The following is a 17,500-nucleotide window of genomic DNA, read 5'->3' as shown; positions in this document are numbered from 1 at the left end:
CATGAGGCCCAACGCCTCCTGTCAAAATCCCCTGACACAAACAGTCCAAGACACTTCAATCACATAACAAAAAAACCCCGCCGAAAATCGACGGGGTTTGTCAGCAGTCTGAAGGCCGCCTCCGGGCGGCCTTTTTGTTTGCGGCTCGGCAGCCACCCCACCCACGCCTACGGCGCGACCTTCCCATCGAGGGGAGGTAGAAGAGCGCGGCGCCCTACCTCCCCTCGATGGGAAGGTCGGCGCGGAGCGCCGGGTGGGGTGATGGCGCCGGAAAACAGGTCAGGCCTTGCCGCCCTTGATATAGTCGATGAACGCCCGCAGCGGGGCCGGAACCAGGCGCCGGCCGGGATAATAGAGAAACGGTCCGGGAAAACTCTGCCACCACGGCTCGAGCACGGGCTCAAGAGCGCCGCTGTCGAAGTAAGGGCGCAGCCAGCCCTCGAAGAGGCCGATGATGCCGGTGCCGGCAATAGCGGCGTCGACGGCAAGATCCGTCGCCCCGCCGATCCGCACGATCAAGGGGCCTGTCGGATCGACCCGCACCACCTCGCCGTCTCGCTCGAATTCCCACGGCAGCATCGCACCGCTGGCAAAGCGCCCACGCACGCAGGAGTGGCCAAGCAGGTCGCTCGGGTGTTGCGGGCGCCCATGGCGAGCAAGATAGGCAGGGCTGGCGGCGGTGGCGAAACGCTGCACGCGCGGTCCGATCGGCACCGCGATCATGTCCTGCTCCAGCCGCTCGTCATAGCGGACGCCGGCATCGCAGCCCGCCGCCAGCACGTCGACGAAGTTCTCGTCGGCGATCACCTCCAGCCGGATACCGGGATAGGCGGCGAGGAAACCCGGCACGATATCGGGCAATATCAGCCGCGCAGCACTGACCGGCACGTTGAGACGCAACGAGCCCGCCGGCCTGTCGCGAAAACCGTTCACCACGTCCAGCGCCGCCTCCACCTCCGACAGCGCCGGGCCGAGCCGCTCCAGCAGGCTGAGGCCCGCCTCGGTTGGGACAACGCTGCGCGTCGTGCGGTTGAACAACCTGACACCGAGCTGCACTTCCAAGCGACGCACCGCCTCACTCAGGCCGGAGGCGCTGCCGCCGCTCGCACGCGCGCCGTCGCGAAAGCCGCCGGCGCGCGCCACCGCCACGAAAGCATTCAGATCGCTGAGGTCCATCATTGTTCGCCATTCCGCACGGCCTGTGTGGATTGTACCGGATTATCACGAGGTTGGGCAGCGCCTATCTCTGCCTCCTCAAGGAGATCAATCATGTCCAACATCCAACAATCCGGCACCTTCGCCCCCGCCACCTTCAAGCTTGGCAGCCGCACCGTGAAGCGGCTCGGCTACGGTGCCATGCAACTCGCGGGACCCGGCGTGTTCGGGCCGCCCAAGGATCATGACGCGGCATTGGCCGTGCTGCGCGAGGCGATTGCGCAAGGCGTCGACCATGTCGACACCAGCGACTTCTACGGTCCGCACGTCACCAACCGGCTGATCCGCGAGGCGCTGGCGCCCTACCCCCAAGATCTCGTCATCGTCACCAAGATCGGTGCCCGGCGCGGCGCGGATGGATCGTGGCTGCCGGCCTTTTCCGCGGAAGCGCTGACCCAGGCGGTGCACGACAATCTCAGCAATCTCGGGCTCGAAGTGCTCGACGTCGTCAACCTACGCATCATGTTCGATACCCATGGCCCCGCCGAAGGATCGATCGAAGCGCCGCTTACCGTGCTGGCCGAGCTCCAACAACAGGGTCTGGTCAGGCACATCGGGCTGAGCAACGTGACGCCGGCGCAGATCGCGCAAGGACGGGGGATCGCCGAGATCGTCTGCGTGCAGAACCAGTACAATCTGGCGCATCGCGGCGACGATGCCCTGATCGACGATCTTGCCCGCGATGGCATCGCCTATGTGCCGTTCTTCCCGCTCGGCGGCTTCAACCCGCTGCAATCCTCCACCCTGTCGGAAATCGCGGCGCGCCTCGGCGCCACGCCAATGCAGGTCGCGCTCGCCTGGCTGCTGCGCCGCGCGCCCAACATCCTGCTGATCCCCGGCACATCGTCGGTCGGGCATCTCAGGGAGAACCTCGCTGCGGCTGAACTGGAATTGCCACAGGATGCGCTCAGCGAACTGGACGGCGTGGCGCTAGCGGCTTGAAGCTAACCAATCTCCCCCCTCGTGAGGGAGATTGGCAGCGTCAGCCGCCGCTTAATTGATGCTCGCCGTATTCGCCGGCTCAACCGGCCGCGCCTCGTCGGCATAAGGCACGCGAAAACCATTCGCGGCCAGCCAGTCGATTGCCGCCTTCGGCTCGTCGGTCTGGATGATGGTGGCGCCGCGATCGGCCCAGAAACCCCAGCTTTCGCGCGGCAGGCTGGCCTGCACCGCCAGTTCGTCGCCGCGGCCGCCGGCGAGGAAGCCGCCCGGTTTGTTGGCGATGGCGTAGGTGTCGGCCCAGATGTGCCAGTTGCCCCTCACAGCGGCCGCGCGCATGCGCGTGCTGAACAGCGGCCCGCCCGTCTCGGTCAGCGTCTCGGCGCCTGCCCGCCAGTTGATCAACTCGATCGCGCGCGGCGAGAAGGCGCGGTCGACCGTCCCGGCGAAACCGGCGTCATGCACGGCGTCATCGGCGATGATCGGCATGAACTGGAAGCCGCCGCCAATGGTCTCCATGGCGGCCTTGACCGTGGAAATCCGTTGTGAATTCCACAGGTTCTCCTTGACGATGACCTGTTCGGCCATGCCGAGATCGCGAGCGACCGCAATCATGCCCGGGAGGGCGCCGACGTCGAGCTTGTTGTCGAGGTTGATGAGGATCCGGTCTCTGGTCGCCATCAGCATCTCGCGCAGCGTCGAGACTGTTTCACCTGTCGCCGCACCGGTGCCCTCGACCACCAGCCGGCATGTCTTCAGTTCGGCCAGCGTGTATTTGACCACCTCGCCCTTGCAGGTCGTGGTGCGGTCGAGCCAGCTGTCATGCATGACCACCAACTCGCCGTCCTTCGAGCGCCTGATGTCGACCTCGACGATTTCGGCGCCCATGGCGATCGAGCCCTCCACGGCGGCAATCGAATTTTCCGCGTAGAGCGTCTTGCCGGCCTGCATGCTGCCGGCGCGATGCGCAGCCACCATGACGTGATCGCGCCATTGGTTGGCATGCTCGAAGCGGTCGAGGATCTGTCTGGCGCGGGTCTCGCCGGCCAAGGCCTGGCCAGAGGCGGCTGCCACGGCCGTGTAAAGCAGAAAACTCAGCCAGATGGTCCGCATCGAGAATCGCTCCTTGCCGGATCGACACCCGGATAGGCGACGCCCGTGACATCTGGGTGAACGAAGCCGGCTAGCGGAATACTCGCAGCAGGTGCGTCAGATGCGTTTCGAGAGCCTGCGGAACCACGCCATGGCCGGCATCTCGACAAAACGCCAGGTGATCCAGGAGGCGGCAATGGTAGCGGCGAGCATGACGACGATCGCCACCGCCCCCGTCCAGCCGGCACCGAAGCCGGTGGCAGGCTGGCCGCGCAGCATGAAGTCGCCGATCAGGCCAAGGCCGAGCTTGCGCTCGACGAGCCCCGCGACGTTGATCAGGCGCGCCTGGACGAAGATGTGGACCATGTAGATCGAATAGGACAGCGCGCCGAGCGTCAGCATGAACGGGGCTCTGAGCAAGGCGCTGATCCAGCCACCCTCATGGGCGAACAGAAACAGCGCCAGCGCGAACACCAGGGGTGCCGCGATGCCGAAGTCATTGTCGCCCGCCAGCGAAACGAAAAGCACGATGACGGCCACCATGACGATTTCGGCAAGGGTCCAGTCCATGCGCGGGCCGCCCCTGGCGAGAGCCTGTCGCGCCCCTGCAATGGAATCATGCTGAAACCAGGCCAGCAAGGCGCCGAGCGAGAAGCCGTACAGGCAACGGATGAAGCCGAAATCGAAGGACACATCCATATGATGGGTCGAGAAGCCGAGCAGGAACAGCGGCGCGGTGACGGCGGCCGCGACGAACCATATCCAGGCGCGCGCGCCGGCGACGAAGACCACGCCGGCAAACAGGAGATAGGCGAAGAACTCGGCCGAAATGCTCCAGCTCGGCGCATTCCAGGTCAATTGATCCTCGAAGCCGACACCCTGCAGCAGAAGGAGATTGGCAAGCAGGCTGTTGAGGTCGAAGCCGCCGGTGAAGGGGGCAGCCCCCGTGCCGTGCAATTGCGGCAGCATCAGCCGCAGCAGCTCGAAACCGGCGAAGGCGGCAAGCATGAGCAGATGCAGCGGGTAGATGCGGCCGAAACGGACCAGGGCGAAACGCGCGACCTGTCCCGGTTGGTTGAGCCGATCGCCGTAGCTGCTGGCGATGACGAAGCCGGAAAGGACGAAGAAGAAATCGACGAACAGGTAGGACGAACCGATGAAGGCGCTTTGCGAAATCGTCGAACCGGTAGGAAAGTGAAACAGCGCCACCAGAAGCGCGCAGATGCCGCGCCACGAATCGAGGACCAGGAAGCGTTCGCCGGCGACCGTGCCGGTGTGGGTCGACGCCGCGGCACGGGTGGGGTTGAGAAACGCGGTCTGCGTCATGATGATACAATCCTGTCTTGCCGTGGCACTCGGGCAGCGCCATTCCGTCTCGCCAAGCTATGACTGGCATCTTCCGTGCCGGTTCTGTAGTTGTTGCAACCCGATGAAAAACGAGGATCCGTAATGGCGAACCACACCATCGACAACGCCTTCACCGCCCGTTCCAAAACGGGCGCCGCGTTTGAGCCGACCTATTCCGGCGCGCTGTCGTTCATGCGGCGCAAATACACCAAGGACGTGAAGGGCGCGGATGCGGTGGTGTGGGGTATTCCCTTCGATGCCGCCGTCACCAACCGGCCTGGCGCCCGCTTCGGGCCGCAGGCGATCCGCCGTGCCTCGGCGATCCTCGACAACGACCCGCAATATCCCTTTTCACGCGATCTGTTCGAGCATCTGGCGGTCGTCGATTATGGCGATTGCCTGCTCGATTCGGGCAACCATCAGAAGACGCCCGGCACGATCGAGCGCGAAGCGGCGAAGATCCTCAAATCAGGCGCCTTCCTGTTGACGCTCGGCGGCGATCATTTCGTCACCTGGCCACTGCTCAAGGCGCATGCCGCCATCCATGGTCCGCTCGCTTTGGTGCAGTTCGACGCCCACCAGGACACCTGGCCGGACGACGGCAAGCGCATCGACCACGGCTCCTTCGTCGGTCGCGCCGTCAAGGAAGGCATCATCGATCCCGACCGGTCGATCCAGATCGGCATCCGCACCCATGCGCCCGACACGTTCGGCATCAAGATCCTCCATGGCCATGAAATCGAGGAGATGCGGGCGTCCGACATTGCCTACGCCATTGTCGACCGCACCGGCGGCAAAAAGACCTATCTCACCTTCGACATCGACTGCCTCGATCCGGCCTATGCGCCCGGCACAGGCACGCCGGTTGCCGGCGGGCCGTCCTCGGCCAAGATCCTGTCGACGCTGCGCCAGCTCAACCAGATCGATATTGTCGGCGCCGATGTCGTAGAGGTTGCGCCGGCCTATGATCACGCCGATATAACGGCAATCGCCGGCTCGATGGTGGCCATGCAATATCTCGGTCTGCTTGCTGAACGGAAAGCCCGGCTTGAAGAGCTGAACAACGGCAATCACAATGGTGCCGCAGTGATTCAAGGCCAGGGCATATAGTCTTGAAAACTCAGGGAATTTGAACAACCCATGAAACCGAAAATCTTCATCGACGGCGAACACGGCACCACCGGCCTGCAGATCAGGGCGCTGCTTGCCGAGCGCGGTGATCTGGAGATCATTTCCATCCCCACCGAGCGTCGCAAGGAAACGGCGGCACGTGCCGAGTTCCTCAATGCCGCCGATGTCGCTATCCTGTGCCTGCCCGACGACGCGGCGAAGGAAAGCGTCTCGCTGATCGCCAACGACACCACCAGGGTCATCGATGCGTCGACCGCGCATCGCGTGGCGGAGGGCTGGGCGTATGGTTTCGCCGAGATGGACAAGGACCAGGCAAAGGCGATTGCCTCGGCAAAGCGCGTCGCCAACCCAGGCTGCTGGCCGCAGGGACCGATCGCGACGCTGCGGCCGCTGGTCACAGCAGGCCTGCTGCCGGCGGATTTTCCGATCACCGTCAACGGCATTTCGGGCTATTCGGGCGGCGGACGGCCGATGATCGAGGACTACGTCGCCAAGGGCGAGGACGCCTCGGAATTCCTGCCTTACGGCCTCACCCTGCAGCACAAGCACGTGCCGGAATTGAGGGCCTATGCAAGGCTGTCGCATGATCCGATCATGCAGCCGGCGGTCGGCAATTTCGCGCAAGGCATGATCACCGTGGTGCCATTGCAACTCGGCGGCCTCGACCATGTGCCGACCGGTGCGGAGCTGCATGCGGCGATTGCCGACCATTTCGCCGCCATCAAGGGCGGTGTGGTCGAGGTGGCGCCCTATTCGCATTCGGAGCGCATGCCGGAGATCGATCCGGAGATCTACAACGGCACCAACCGGATGAAGGTCTATGTCTTCGCCAACGACAAACGGGCGCAGGCCCTGCTGCTGGCGGTCTACGACAATCTCGGCAAGGGCGCCTCGGGTGCCGCCGTCCAGAACATGGATCTGATGCTCGGCCTCTGATGGACACGCCAGCCTTTCCGGCGCGCTGGAAAGTCAGCGCGCCCGAACTCATTGCCGAGACCTTTTCGAGCCGCATCTGGAAGGTTTTGCGCGAAGACGGATCGCCGGCGATCGTCAAGGCGCTGAAGCCTTTCGATGACGTCGCCGACGAGTTGCGCGGAGAGTACTATCTCGCCTGGCGGCGCGGCGAAGGCGCGGTGCGTCTGCTCGGCCGCGACGGCCACAGCATGCTGCTCGAATATGCCGGTGAAACCCTGCTGCAGCAGGTTCTCGACGAACAGGGCGACTTTGCCGCGACCGCAATCGCGGCGGAGCTGATGGCAAAACTGTTTTCACGGGGGAAAGCTCCCTACCCGTCCGAGCTTCAGCCGCTCCGGGAACGCTTCGCCAGCCTGTTCGACAAGGCGAATACCGATCGCGACGCCGGCCTTGACAGCCTCTATGTCGAGGCAGCCGTCATCGCCGAGCGGCTGCTGGCCGATCCGCACGACATCAGGCCCCTGCATGGCGATCTGCATCACGAAAACATCCTGCACGGGCCGCGCGGCTGGCTGGCGATCGATCCGAAGGGCGTGCTCGGCGATCCCGGCTTCGACGCGGCGAACATGTTCTACAACCCGCTCGACCGGGACGATCTCTGCCTCGATCCGAAGCGGATCGCTGATATGGCCGAGATCTTTGCCAGAACACTGAGCCAGACACCGACCGCTATCCTCGATCATGCCATTGCCTATGGATGCCTGTCGGCGTCCTGGCATCACGAGGACGACAATGCGGTCGAGGAGAATCGCGAAATGTCGATCGTCAAGGCGATCCGGGCGGTGCGGGCAAGCTTCTGATCCGACCCAGTAGATCGGCTCGGGATCAGCCCCTGAGCGCTATTCCCGTCGGCAAGGGATAGGCGCCCTTGGTGCCGCGCCAATGGGCTGCTGCAAAGCCCAGCACGATCAGCGCAAATCCCTGATGGGTCAGCGCCATATGCAACGGCACATGCATGAGCAGCGTGCCGACGCCGATCGAGGCCTGCACCAGCACCAGTAGAAACAGCAGCGTCGCGCGGCGCGCATGCGTCGAGCCTGGCAGCCGCCGGCGCGTGGCGATCATGTGCCACAAGGCCACGACGAATACCGTGTAAGCGCCAAGCCGATGGACGAACTGCACCGTCTTCGGGCTCTCGAAGAAGTTGCGCCATGCCGGCTCGAGGATCAGCAGATCGCCGGGAATGATCTTGCCGTCCATCAGCGGCCAGGTGTTGTAGCTCAGGCCCGCATCGAGCCCGGCGACCAGGCCGCCGAAATAGATCTGGATCAGCGCCAGCAGCACGATGAAGCCGGCCAGCCTCTGCGTCGACCTATCGGCGGCAGGCTCGGAATGCGGCGCCAGGCCGCGCGCGACCACCATGGTGGCGGTGAAGATCAGTGCGGCAAGCGTCAGGTGGGTCGCCAGCCGGTACTGGCTGACGGAGATCCGGTCGACCAGGCCAGAGGCCACCATCCACCAGCCGATGGCGCCTTGCAGGCCGCCAAGCAGCAGAATGCCCACGAGTTTCGGACCCAGGCCGCGCTCGATGCGGCGCGTTGCCCAGAAAAACAGCAGCGGCAAGGCGAAGACCAGGCCGACGCTGCGCGCCAGGATGCGATGCGCCCATTCCCACCAGAAGATCGATTTGAACGCTTCGATGCTCATGCCCTTGTTGAGCTCGGCATATTGCGGGATCTGCTGGTAGAGCTGGAATTCCTCCTGCCACTCGGCATCGTTGAGCGGTGGGATTACGCCATGGATCGGCTTCCACTGCGTAATCGACAGGCCGGAATCGGTGAGCCTGGTGGCGCCGCCGACCAGCACCAGCGCAAACAGCACCAGAAGCACCACATAGAGCCAGGCGCGCAGCAGCGCCCGGTTATGCAGGTCGCGGTCGCGGGCGACGTATGGCGCGGCAGCTGATATGGCAGCCATGATCTTGTCCCGGCAGGTTGATTTGGCGGATTGGTGGACCATCGCACCCGTGCTGGCAAGACCATCCGGCGCGGCACGCCGTCGCGCCGCGTCTCACCGGTTGCGCAGTCTCGCCTCAAGGCCTATGCGAGGCCGTTACCCCTTGAGCCTGCCAGGCCGCCTGTGCAAATTCCGGCATGCTCGATCAGGAGACCAACCATGCCCCTGCGCCTGAAAAAGCTGATCGGAATGTTTCTGCTGGTGGCGCTGGTCATCATCTATGCGCTGGTCGCATCGATCTTCGCGGTCGCCCGGCTGTCGGAGTCGGGTCCGTGGGTGCATTTCCTGTTCTTCCTGCTCAGCGGCCTGCTCTGGGTGCTGCCGGCAATGGGCATCATCAAATGGCTGATGCTGGAGCCGAGGGCCAAGCGCTAGGCGAAACCGCCAGCGTCAGATGGTGACGACCATCTTGCCGGCATTGGCGAGCGGCGTCGTCACGCCCGACAACATGGTGCGAATGTGGGCGAGGCTCTGATAGCGGCCGTTGACGGAAATGCGCGGCAAAGCATGCAGGAACCCGGCATGTTCGGCGCGCAGCACGCCGTGGCGCGTCGTCACGGCAGAGGTGTAGCCTGCGTCACGGGCAAAGCCGACTTCGCGACAGCCTACGGCACTCGCATAGCCATAGGGGTAAGCGAAATGGCGGGGCTCTTCGCCCAGTTCGGCCAGCAACATGGCGCGCACGGCGCCGATCTCGTGCCGGGCATCGGCTTCGGAGAGCCGCTTCAGATTGCTGTGGTTGATCGTATGAGCGCCGATCGTCACCAGCGGATGCGCGGCGATGCGGCGGATTTCGTCCCAGTTCATCAGTGTCCGCAGGCGCGGACCGTCGGCGTCGATGCCATTTGCGCGAGCCAGATCACGCAACACCGCCTGCAGGTCCTCCTCGCGGATTTCGGAGGTGAGATAGGCGTGCAGGCGTGCATTGGCCTGCAGCTTCTTCGCGGGGGTCGAGCAATCGATCGACAGCGGACCATTCGGCCGCGTCAGCGTCAAGGTATCGCGCGCGTTGACGATGTCCTCGACAACATCCCACCACAGGTCGGCTGTGCCGTTGATCAGCCCGGGCGCGACATAGATGGTGATCGGCGCGCCGTGCTTCTCCAGCACCGGCAGCGCCTCGACCATATTGTCGCGATAGGCATCGTCGGCGGTGATCGTGGCAAACTGACCGCCTTTGCCTCCCGCCTTGATGCACTCCACCGCCTCGTCCATGGAGACGAAGGCATAGCCATGCGCCTTCATGTCGGCGATCATGGCGTCAAGGAAGCCGGGCGCGATATTCAGATGCCGGTTGACGCTGTCCGGCTTTTCCGGCGTCGCGGTAACACGGTGCAGCATCAGGATGGCGCCAATGCCACCGATGAACGGCTTGGCCAGCGGTGCAAGGCCGGTATAGCGGGCGACGTTCAGCGCCAGTTTCCGGATTGCCTCCCCGCCGTCGATCATTCATTCACCTTTTGCGCCTAGGCTGATCCAAGCACGGAATGCGCCTATGCGAACCCCCAAATCGCGACCAATACGCCCTAAGGATTGAGGTATGGTTGACGCAACTGCGTCATTTGACGGCAATCGGCTTGCGGCGACCGAGGCATCGTCGCGCGCCTTGCCACGGGACCGTGCCGGCCTGTCGATCTCGGTGGCGTCCACGGACGGACTGGCGGCCTATGCCGAGTTCTGCCGCTCGGCTCTGTTTGGTCCGGCGCAGAGTGCTGCCTGGATCCTGAATTGGGCGGCCGAGACACGACCGGACCTGCTCGTCGCGACGCTGAGTGCCGAGGGCAAACCGGTTTTTTCGCTGGCGCTGGAGGTTGCCTGCAAGGGACCATTCCGGATCGCCCGCTTCATGGGTGGGCGTCACGCCAACGGCAACTTCGTCGCCGCGGACCCGAACTGGCTGGCCAAGGTGGATATGCCGGCCCTCCGATCGGTGCTGGCGGCCATCACCGAGGCACGCCCGGACATCGATCTGGTCGCGCTCGAGCGGTTGCTGCCCGATCTCGACGGCGTCGCCAATCCGCTCGCATCGCTTGACCATTTTTCCAGCCCCAATCTGTCGCTGGCCGTCGATCTCGCCGGCGGCTTCGATGCGCTGCTTTCTCGCGCCAGCGGCAAACGCAAACGCAAGAAGCACCGGTCGCAGATCCGGAAATTCGAGACCGTCGGCAGCCACCGGCGCATCGAGGCCCGCACCCCGGACGAGGTCGACAGGCTGCTCGACGCCTTCTTCGAGATGAAGGAACTCCGCTTCCGCAAGATGGGCATCGCCAACGTCTTCGGCGACGCGCAGGTGCGCGGCTTCTTCCGCGCGCTGTTTTCGCAAGCACTTAGCGAGGACAAGCCTTCCTTCGTGCTGCACGGGCTCGAGGTTGCCGGCAAGCTGCGCGCCATTACCGGTTCAAGCCGCTCGGGCAAACGCCTGATCTGCGAATTCGGAGCGATCGCCGAGGACGATCTCGGGCACGCCAGCCCCGGCGACTTCCTGTTCTTCGACAACATCCAGGAAGCCTGCGAGACCGGTTTCGAGCTGTATGACTTTTCGGTCGGAGATGAGCCTTACAAGCGGCTGTGGTGCGATATCGAAACGCGGCATTTCGAAGTGCTGGTCCCCTTGACCGTGAAGGGCCGCATGCTGGCGCTGACGCTTCGGCAAGGCGCGCGGCTGAAAGCCTTCGTCAAGAACAGCCCGACTATCTGGAAGCTGACCAAGGTGCTGCGCCGCAAAGCCGCCGGCCAGGCGGCGCCCTCGGAAGAAGATAGCTAACGCAATGACGCCGATCATCCGCACACTGTCCCTGCAGGAACTGGCGCTTCTCGTCGACTGGGCGGCCGCGGAAGGCTGGAACCCAGGTCTTGAAGACCCGGCGATGCTCCAGGCGGCGGACCCCGAAGGCTTCATCGGCGCCTTTGTCGGCGACGACATGGTCGCGGCAATTTCGGCCGTGGCCTATGGCAGCGAATTCGGCTTCATCGGCCTCTACATCTCCCGGCCTGACATGCGCGGCATGGGCTACGGCAAGACGGTGTGGGACGCCGGCATGAAAAGGCTTGCAGGCCGGACCGTCGGCCTTGACGGCGTCGCCGAGCAGCAGGCCAATTACCGGCGCAGGGGCTTCGCGCCGGCCTACGAGACCATCCGCTTCACCGGGCGCAAGGCAGGCCCGGCGGCCAGGGCCGATGGGTTGCGGATGATTACAACGCAACTCCTGTCCGATGTCGTCGCCTATGACGCCCATTGCTTTCCGGCGCCCCGAGACGCCTTTCTGAAGCGATGGCTGCAAGAACCGCATCATGGGTTGGCGGCAATCGGTTCGCGCGGCGTCACCGGCTTTGGCGTGGTGCGCCGGTGCCGATCCGGCTTCAAGATCGGCCCGCTGTTTGCCGACGACATGGAAATCGCTTTGCAACTCCTGGAGGGACTGGCCCGTGCCTGTGAGGGCGGCGAGCTGCATATCGACGTCCCCGCCGATAACACCGGTTTCATAACTGCGCTCGATGCGGCCGGCTTTGCGCCGACCTTCACCACCACGCGCATGTACAAGGGGCCTGCCCCGGAACTGGACCTGCAAAGGGTGTTCGGCGTAACGACCCTGGAACTGGGCTAGATCGGGCGAACCGCCGAACGGCTCCGCCAGGCGATCCGCGGCTCTCTCAGGCGGCGGCAGTGCGCCGTCCCGGCACCGGATTGCCGGGCGGTTCGTGGCCGAGCGGCGTCACCAGCGTCAGGTCGGGATAGCCGTTCTCGATCAGCTTGACGGCAGCTTGCGTCACCTCGTCGTCGGCCTCCAGCATGGAGAGAAAAACCTCGGTCGCATCGCCGGTCAGACGGCCGATGCCCTGCGCGTCGGCTGGTCCGCATTCGACCACGACCAGATCATAAGCCGTTGTCAGCGACTGCATGATGATCGGCAGCCGGTCGGCGGCGCGCATGGCGCGGACCGGATCGGCGGTTCCGACCGGAATGACGTGACAGTCCGAGTAGAGATCGGCATGGATGACGTCACTGAACTGCGCTTCCGAAGCGAGCAGGTTGGTGATGCCGGGAAACAGTCCGCTGTCCAGCATCGGCCGCGAGGCGGCCCCCGACGCGGTGAGGTCCAGCAACAGCACGCGCAGCCCGGCGTCGGCGACTTCGCGCGCCACCAGGATCGCCGATGCAGCCGCCTCGTCGCCTTCCGGCGAGACGAATATGGCGCGCGCCGCACCGCTTGAGATCAGCTTTTCGGCAGCCCTTTCGATGTCGATCTCGCCCAGGGTGGAGCGCGCCGGTTCGGGCTCGACAACCGTCTGCTCTGTCGCCGCCGTAGCGGGCATTGCGACCACATCCGGCGCCTCGGCCATGGCCTGCATCGCAGCGGCATAAGGCTCCGCATCGGCTTCATGCGCAGGTTCAGGCAGTTCCTGGTGAATGAAGGGTTCCTGGAAGACGGCAGGCTCGGGGCGGACAAATGGCTTGGCGGCCGGCGTCTGCGCCACATGGGGCATCGCCACCTCATCGATCCGTTCGAAACGGGAACCGCTCGCCGGCCGCATCGCGCGGCCTGAGAACAGCTCCCGCAGAAGCGTCACGATGGCCATGATCAGCAGCGATGCGGCGAAAGCCGCGCCGACGATCGGCCCGACCTTCGGGAAATAGGCCTCGGAGGGAACCGACGCCTTCGAGGCGATCCGGGCGTCGACCGGCAGATAGTTGCGGTCTTGGCGCGAAGCGGCTTCGCGGTAGTTGGTCAGGTAGAGTTCGAGTTGCTGCCGCTTGGCGGTCGCGTCGCGCTGCAGTGCGTCGAGGTCGACCTGTTGTTCGCCGGCCTGCGCCGAAGCGGCTTTCAATGTGTTGACGTCGGCGACGAGCTGGTTCTCGCGGGCCTTTGCCGTCTCGGCCTGCATCAACAGGCCTTTCATGATCTTCTGGGCCTCGCTGCGGATCTGCGCGTCGAGATCGGACAGTTGCGATTTCAGCGCGCGAATGCGCGGATGATTGCCAAGCAGCGTCGTCGACAGATCGGCGATGTTGGAGCGCAATTCGACCTGTCGCTCACGCAAGCGCTGGATCAGGTCTGACGACAGAACCTCCGGCACGGCGTCCAGCGAACCGCCATTCTGCAGCGCCCTGCGCACACCGTCGGCGGTCGCTTCGGCCGCAGCACGGTTGGCGCGCACTTTCGACAGTTCGCTCGACAGTTCCGAAAGCTGCTGGGTGGCCAGCACCGAATTGTTGCCACCCATCAGAAGATCGGACTGGGCGCGATAGGCGGCGACCTTCGCCTCCGCATCCTTGACCTGCCGCTGCAGGTCGGCGATCTCGGGCGCCAGGAAGTCTGCCGCGGCGCTGTTCGATTCGAGCTTTGCCGCCCCTTGCCCCGCTATATAGGCGGCAGCGATGGCGTCCGGTATGGCGGCCGCGAGCTTGGGATCTTCCGATGAGAACTCGACGGCAATGATGCGGGTCTTCTCGACGCCGTAGACGTTGAGCTTCTCGTGCATTTTCTTGAGCACGCGCTCTTCCGTCGGAATTTCCATCGGGTCGCTTTTCAGGCCGACCAGAACCAGAGCGCGGCTCAGCGCCGACATGTCGAGCGCTTCATTGAACTCGGGCAGTTTTTCCAGCCCAAGCTTTTGCGAGACCTGCTTGAGGATTTCGTTGGAGGAAATGATCTGGACCTGGGTGGCGACGCCCTGCTCGTCGAGAATAGGCTTGTCGGTGTCGTTGTTGTTGCTGGCCGGCCGCGTGTAGATGGATTCGCGCGGCGCGATCTCCACCTGCGTCTCGGCCTTGTAGTGCCGGGTTGCCAGCGAGGCGAAAGCAAAGGCCAGCCCGGTCGCCAACAGGACGACGAGGCCTATACGCAGCCAATTCCTCGCCAGGCTGGCGAAGAGCTGCCTGAGATCGACATCGACATCTGCGGCCGCGGACTGAACGGACATGCATCCCTACTCCGATACTGGGTCAGCACGCACCGTAAACAACTATGGTAACTCAGCCGTTAAGATCGCGGTAAGTTTCCGTTAGGGTTTACTGGCGGGCGACAAACAAAACCGCCAGAAATCGCAAAAACTCTTGCCGATGCGCCACGTGTCGGCCGCTCCCTTTACCGGCCATTAACCCTAACAGGATGATAACGGGCCTCGATCCCTGATGTTTGCTGCGACGCCGCAGCGGCCCAGTCGAAGGTACTTGTCCGGTCATGAAAAGCACTGCTTCCCTGTTTCGCGCGCTGCTTGCCGTATCGATGCTGGCTGGCTGTTCCAGCTACCGGCCGACGCCGGCCGCCTTCCATGAGGTGCTCGATCAGCCCTACCGTCTTGGCGCCGGCGATCGCGTCCGCGTCACCGTGTTCGAGCAGGACGGGCTGACCAACACCTACAGCGTCGATCAATCCGGCTATCTCTCCTTCCCGCTTGTCGGCGCCATACCGGCGCGCGGACACACCGCGCAGCAGATGGAAAAGGAGATCGCCGACAAATTGCGGCAAGGCTATCTGCGCGATCCCGACGTTTCGGTCGAGATCGACCGCTACCGGCCGATCTTCGTCATGGGCGAAGTGGGTGCCGCCGGCCAATACTCTTACGTCCCCGGCCTGACGGTGCAGAAGGCGATCGCCATTGCCGGCGGCTTCACGCCGCGCGCCAACCAGGAAAGCGTCGACATCACCCGCGACATCAACGGCAAGGTGATGACCGGCCGCGTGGTCACCTCCGACCCGCTGCTGCCGGGCGATACGGTCTACGTCCGCGAACGCCTGTTCTGACAGATACCAAGTGGCGGACAGGCTCAGGATCGTCCATTGCTTTCGCTCACCCGTCGGAGGAATTTTCCGGCATGTGCGCGACCTGACCGAGGCGCAGGTCGCCGCCGGGCATTCCGTCGGCATCGTCTGCGATTCGACGACGGGCGGCGCGTTCGAGGAACATCTGTTCGAGCAGATGAAGAACATGCTGGCGCTCGGCATTCATCGCACGCCGATGCAGCGCCACGTCGGTCCCGGCGACCTTGCCTCGGCCTGGCGCACGTACAGGATCATCAAGGAATTGCGGCCGGACGTACTGCACGGGCACGGCGCCAAGGGTGGCGCCTATGCCCGTCTGTTCGGCTCGTTGTTGCGGGTATCAAGGTCTCGCGTAGCCCGCCTTTATTCGCCGCATGGCGGCTCCCTCCACTATGACGAGAACACGACCACCGGAAAGCTGTTCTTCGCGCTCGAGCGCTTCATGGCTCGCTTCACCGACTATCTGCTGTTTGTCTCGGACTATGAGCGGCGGACCTATCGCCACAAGGTCGGCGAGCCGCCCATTCCCAACACCCTCGTCTATAACGGCCTGCGCGCCACTGAATTCGAGCCGGTGATCACCGCGCCGGACGCAGCCGACCTCCTTTATATCGGCATGATGCGCGACCTGAAGGGGCCGGACATCTTCATCGACGCATTGGCGCTCGCCGGCCCACGGTTCGGCCGCGCGCTGACCGCGGTGATGGTCGGCGACGGCGACGACCTACCGCGCTACCACGGGCAAGTGAAACGCCTCGGGCTCGAGCGCCATGTCCGCTTCCTGCCGCCGATGCCGGCCAGGGAGGCCTTTGCCCTTGCCGCGCTTATCATCGTTCCTTCGCGCGCCGAAGCCATGCCCTATATCGTCCTGGAAACGCTTGCCGCGGGAAAGCCGATGATCGCAACAGCGGTCGGCGGCATTCCGGAGATATTCGACACCGGTTCCCCTGCCCTGATCCGACCTGACCCGATCGAGCTCGCCGAAAGGATGAGCCAGGCGCTGGCCGACCCGGCCGCCTATCGCGATCTGATGCCGGATGGGGCCGACCTCAAGGCACGCTTCGGCGCCGATGTGATGGCCGCCGACATCGAGAACGCCTATTTCGCCGCGCTCGACAGGTAGGCGCAGGACCAAGCCGTTCCAAAGCCGTATGTTGTTTCAAGGGTTTCTTAGCTCTCTTTTGCTATGATCGAGGGGAAGCTTGCGGAAAGCCCTCATGAACGAGATCGACCCCGCGCGCCGCTTTTCAGCAGAGGCGGTGCGTAAATTCGACGGCCCGGCCGATGGCGACACGCCAAGCGGCATGAACGATGTCGCGCGCCAGGTCGCCTCGCAGTACCGGCGCGATACGATGTCGCCGATCATGGTCAGCGGCGTCCTGCGCATGGTCGAATTCGGCTTGCTGTTCCTGTCCGGGCTCGCCGTCTATTTCCATTATGTCGGGTTCTTCAATTATCTCGCCTGGCAGTATCCGGTAACGATCGCCGCCGCGTCGTTCCTTGCCGTGGTGCTGCTCGACGTCACCGACTGCTACCAGATCGTCGCCCTGATGCGGCCGATCGCCAATTTCGGCCGCGTGCTGCTGGTCTGGGCCGGCACTTTCGCCCTCATGGCGCTGACGGCGTTCGTCATGAAGATGTCGGAAAACTATTCGCGTCTTTTGTTGGGCAGCTGGTTCGTCATCGGCTTCGTTCTCATCTTCGGCCTCAGGCTGGTAATGTCGAAGCTGATCCGGGCCTGGGCGCGCGATGGCCGCATGGAGCGGCGCGCCGTCATCGTCGGCGGCGGCAAGGCGGCGGAAATCCTGATCCGCTCGGTCGAAAAGCAGCCCTACAACGATATCCGCATCTGCGGCATCTTCGACGATCGCGGCGACAAGCGCTCGCCGCCCATCGTCGCCGGCTACCCCAAGCTCGGCACCATTTCGGAACTGATCGAATTCGCCCGGATCGCGCGTATCGACATGCTGATCGTATCGTTGCCGCTGACCGCCGAATCGCGCGTTCTGCAGTTGCTGAAGAAGTTGTGGGTGCTGCCGGTCGACATCCGGCTTTCGGCGCATTCCAACGCGCTGCAGTTT

General features: G+C 64.1%; 15 protein-coding genes and 1 pseudogene. 10 read left to right on the top strand and 6 right to left on the bottom strand.

The genetic code is table 11. From position 1 onward, the window contains the following. Window positions 1–279: 279 nt before the first annotated feature. A complete protein-coding gene (locus EN955_RS28275; RefSeq protein ID WP_024504660.1) occupies window positions 280–1,179 on the bottom strand; it encodes a LysR family transcriptional regulator in 900 nt (299 codons plus the stop codon). Window positions 1,180–1,269: 90 nt separating this feature from the next. Here EN955_RS28275 and EN955_RS28270 point away from each other — a divergent pair, with 90 nt between their 5' ends. Next, complete coding sequence (locus EN955_RS28270) at window positions 1,270–2,157, top strand: aldo/keto reductase family oxidoreductase (protein ID WP_024504661.1); 888 nt, start codon at window positions 1,270–1,272, stop codon at window positions 2,155–2,157. 51 nt (window positions 2,158–2,208) lie between these two features. On the opposite strand, the gene EN955_RS28265 is transcribed toward EN955_RS28270, so the two are convergent. Together EN955_RS28265 and EN955_RS28260 are read right to left on the bottom strand one after the other, a co-directional pair. Then, on the bottom strand, window positions 2,209–3,267 hold the full coding sequence (locus EN955_RS28265; RefSeq protein WP_024504662.1) for a glycerophosphodiester phosphodiesterase family protein: 1,059 nt from the start codon (window positions 3,265–3,267) through the stop codon (window positions 2,209–2,211). A 96-nt stretch (window positions 3,268–3,363) separates the two neighbouring features. Beyond that, window positions 3,364–4,572 (bottom strand): acyltransferase, encoded by a 1,209-nt coding sequence (locus EN955_RS28260; RefSeq protein WP_024504663.1) that lies wholly within the window; start codon window positions 4,570–4,572, stop codon window positions 3,364–3,366. Between the two features lie 123 nt (window positions 4,573–4,695). On the opposite strand from EN955_RS28260, the gene speB reads away from it, so the two are divergent. Genes speB through EN955_RS28245 form a run of 3 tightly spaced genes read left to right on the top strand, consistent with a single transcriptional unit; the run spans window position 4,696 to window position 7,499 of the window. After that, window positions 4,696–5,703, top strand: coding sequence for an agmatinase (gene speB, locus EN955_RS28255; protein ID WP_013532211.1), 1,008 nt, complete (start codon window positions 4,696–4,698; stop codon window positions 5,701–5,703). A 30-nt stretch (window positions 5,704–5,733) separates the two neighbouring features. Beyond that, complete coding sequence (gene argC / locus EN955_RS28250) at window positions 5,734–6,660, top strand: N-acetyl-gamma-glutamyl-phosphate reductase (RefSeq protein ID WP_024504664.1); 927 nt, start codon at window positions 5,734–5,736, stop codon at window positions 6,658–6,660. Continuing rightward, window positions 6,657–7,499, top strand: coding sequence for an aminoglycoside phosphotransferase family protein (locus tag EN955_RS28245; RefSeq protein ID WP_196815409.1), 843 nt, complete (start codon window positions 6,657–6,659; stop codon window positions 7,497–7,499). The genes argC and EN955_RS28245 overlap by 4 nt, the downstream gene beginning before the upstream one ends. 25 nt (window positions 7,500–7,524) lie before the next feature. On the opposite strand, the gene EN955_RS28240 is transcribed toward EN955_RS28245, so the two are convergent. Then, window positions 7,525–8,616, bottom strand: coding sequence for a COX15/CtaA family protein (locus tag EN955_RS28240; protein ID WP_024504666.1), 1,092 nt, complete (start codon window positions 8,614–8,616; stop codon window positions 7,525–7,527). A gap of 198 nt (window positions 8,617–8,814) precedes the next feature. Between EN955_RS28240 and EN955_RS28235 the strand changes: the two genes are divergently transcribed. After that, window positions 8,815–9,030 carry a DUF2842 domain-containing protein gene (locus EN955_RS28235; protein WP_013532215.1) on the top strand — a complete coding sequence of 72 codons (216 nt, stop codon included), beginning with the start codon at window positions 8,815–8,817 and terminating at the stop codon, window positions 9,028–9,030. A gap of 15 nt (window positions 9,031–9,045) precedes the next feature. On the opposite strand, the gene EN955_RS28230 is transcribed toward EN955_RS28235, so the two are convergent. Further along, window positions 9,046–10,104: a polysaccharide deacetylase family protein gene (locus EN955_RS28230; protein ID WP_024504667.1), complete on the bottom strand. Its 1,059-nt coding sequence runs from the start codon at window positions 10,102–10,104 to the stop codon at window positions 9,046–9,048. A 91-nt stretch (window positions 10,105–10,195) separates the two neighbouring features. Between EN955_RS28230 and EN955_RS28225 the strand changes: the two genes are divergently transcribed. Together EN955_RS28225 and EN955_RS28220 are read left to right on the top strand one after the other, a co-directional pair. Next, window positions 10,196–11,419, top strand: a complete 1,224-nt coding sequence (locus tag EN955_RS28225) for a GNAT family N-acetyltransferase (RefSeq protein WP_024504668.1) — start codon at window positions 10,196–10,198, stop codon at window positions 11,417–11,419. A 4-nt stretch (window positions 11,420–11,423) separates the two neighbouring features. Further along, complete coding sequence (locus tag EN955_RS28220) at window positions 11,424–12,260, top strand: GNAT family N-acetyltransferase (RefSeq protein ID WP_024504669.1); 837 nt, start codon at window positions 11,424–11,426, stop codon at window positions 12,258–12,260. Between the two features lie 46 nt (window positions 12,261–12,306). Here the strand turns inward: EN955_RS28220 and EN955_RS28215 are convergent, their stop codons facing one another. Then, window positions 12,307–14,577, bottom strand: a complete 2,271-nt coding sequence (locus EN955_RS28215; protein WP_024504670.1) for an exopolysaccharide transport family protein — start codon at window positions 14,575–14,577, stop codon at window positions 12,307–12,309. 260 nt (window positions 14,578–14,837) lie between these two features. Here EN955_RS28215 and EN955_RS28210 point away from each other — a divergent pair, with 260 nt between their 5' ends. The 3 genes and pseudogenes from EN955_RS28210 to EN955_RS28200 all read left to right on the top strand — a co-directional run. Continuing rightward, the gene (locus EN955_RS28210; RefSeq protein ID WP_013532220.1) at window positions 14,838–15,401 is read left to right on the top strand and encodes a polysaccharide biosynthesis/export family protein; all 564 of its coding nucleotides are present in this window, start codon (window positions 14,838–14,840) and stop codon (window positions 15,399–15,401) included. A 10-nt stretch (window positions 15,402–15,411) separates the two neighbouring features. Further along, complete coding sequence (locus tag EN955_RS28205) at window positions 15,412–16,542, top strand: glycosyltransferase family 4 protein (protein ID WP_013532221.1); 1,131 nt, start codon at window positions 15,412–15,414, stop codon at window positions 16,540–16,542. Window positions 16,543–16,636: 94 nt separating this feature from the next. Beyond that, window positions 16,637–17,500, top strand: a pseudogene (locus tag EN955_RS28200) (undecaprenyl-phosphate glucose phosphotransferase); the annotation flags it as partial.

It is taken from the genome of Mesorhizobium sp. M7A.F.Ca.CA.001.04.2.1, assembly GCF_003998485.1.
GTDB classification, from domain to species: Bacteria; Pseudomonadota; Alphaproteobacteria; order Rhizobiales; family Rhizobiaceae; genus Mesorhizobium; species Mesorhizobium ciceri.
The sequence above is the reverse complement of the archived record's forward strand: the minus strand, read 5'-3'. Positions and strand labels throughout refer to the sequence as shown.

Coding starts and splice junctions, on each gene's coding strand:
- EN955_RS28275 (WP_024504660.1), bottom strand. CDS start 1,179: ATGATGGACCTCAGCGATCTGAATGCTTTCGTGGCGGTGGCGCGCGCC.
- EN955_RS28270 (WP_024504661.1), top strand. CDS start 1,270: ATGTCCAACATCCAACAATCCGGCACCTTCGCCCCCGCCACCTTCAAG.
- EN955_RS28265 (WP_024504662.1), bottom strand. CDS start 3,267: ATGCGGACCATCTGGCTGAGTTTTCTGCTTTACACGGCCGTGGCAGCC.
- EN955_RS28260 (WP_024504663.1), bottom strand. CDS start 4,572: ATGACGCAGACCGCGTTTCTCAACCCCACCCGTGCCGCGGCGTCGACC.
- speB (WP_013532211.1), top strand. CDS start 4,696: ATGGCGAACCACACCATCGACAACGCCTTCACCGCCCGTTCCAAAACG.
- argC (WP_024504664.1), top strand. CDS start 5,734: ATGAAACCGAAAATCTTCATCGACGGCGAACACGGCACCACCGGCCTG.
- EN955_RS28240 (WP_024504666.1), bottom strand. CDS start 8,616: ATGGCTGCCATATCAGCTGCCGCGCCATACGTCGCCCGCGACCGCGAC.
- EN955_RS28235 (WP_013532215.1), top strand. CDS start 8,815: ATGCCCCTGCGCCTGAAAAAGCTGATCGGAATGTTTCTGCTGGTGGCG.
- EN955_RS28230 (WP_024504667.1), bottom strand. CDS start 10,104: ATGATCGACGGCGGGGAGGCAATCCGGAAACTGGCGCTGAACGTCGCC.
- EN955_RS28225 (WP_024504668.1), top strand. CDS start 10,196: ATGGTTGACGCAACTGCGTCATTTGACGGCAATCGGCTTGCGGCGACC.
- EN955_RS28220 (WP_024504669.1), top strand. CDS start 11,424: ATGACGCCGATCATCCGCACACTGTCCCTGCAGGAACTGGCGCTTCTC.
- EN955_RS28215 (WP_024504670.1), bottom strand. CDS start 14,577: ATGTCCGTTCAGTCCGCGGCCGCAGATGTCGATGTCGATCTCAGGCAG.
- EN955_RS28210 (WP_013532220.1), top strand. CDS start 14,838: ATGAAAAGCACTGCTTCCCTGTTTCGCGCGCTGCTTGCCGTATCGATG.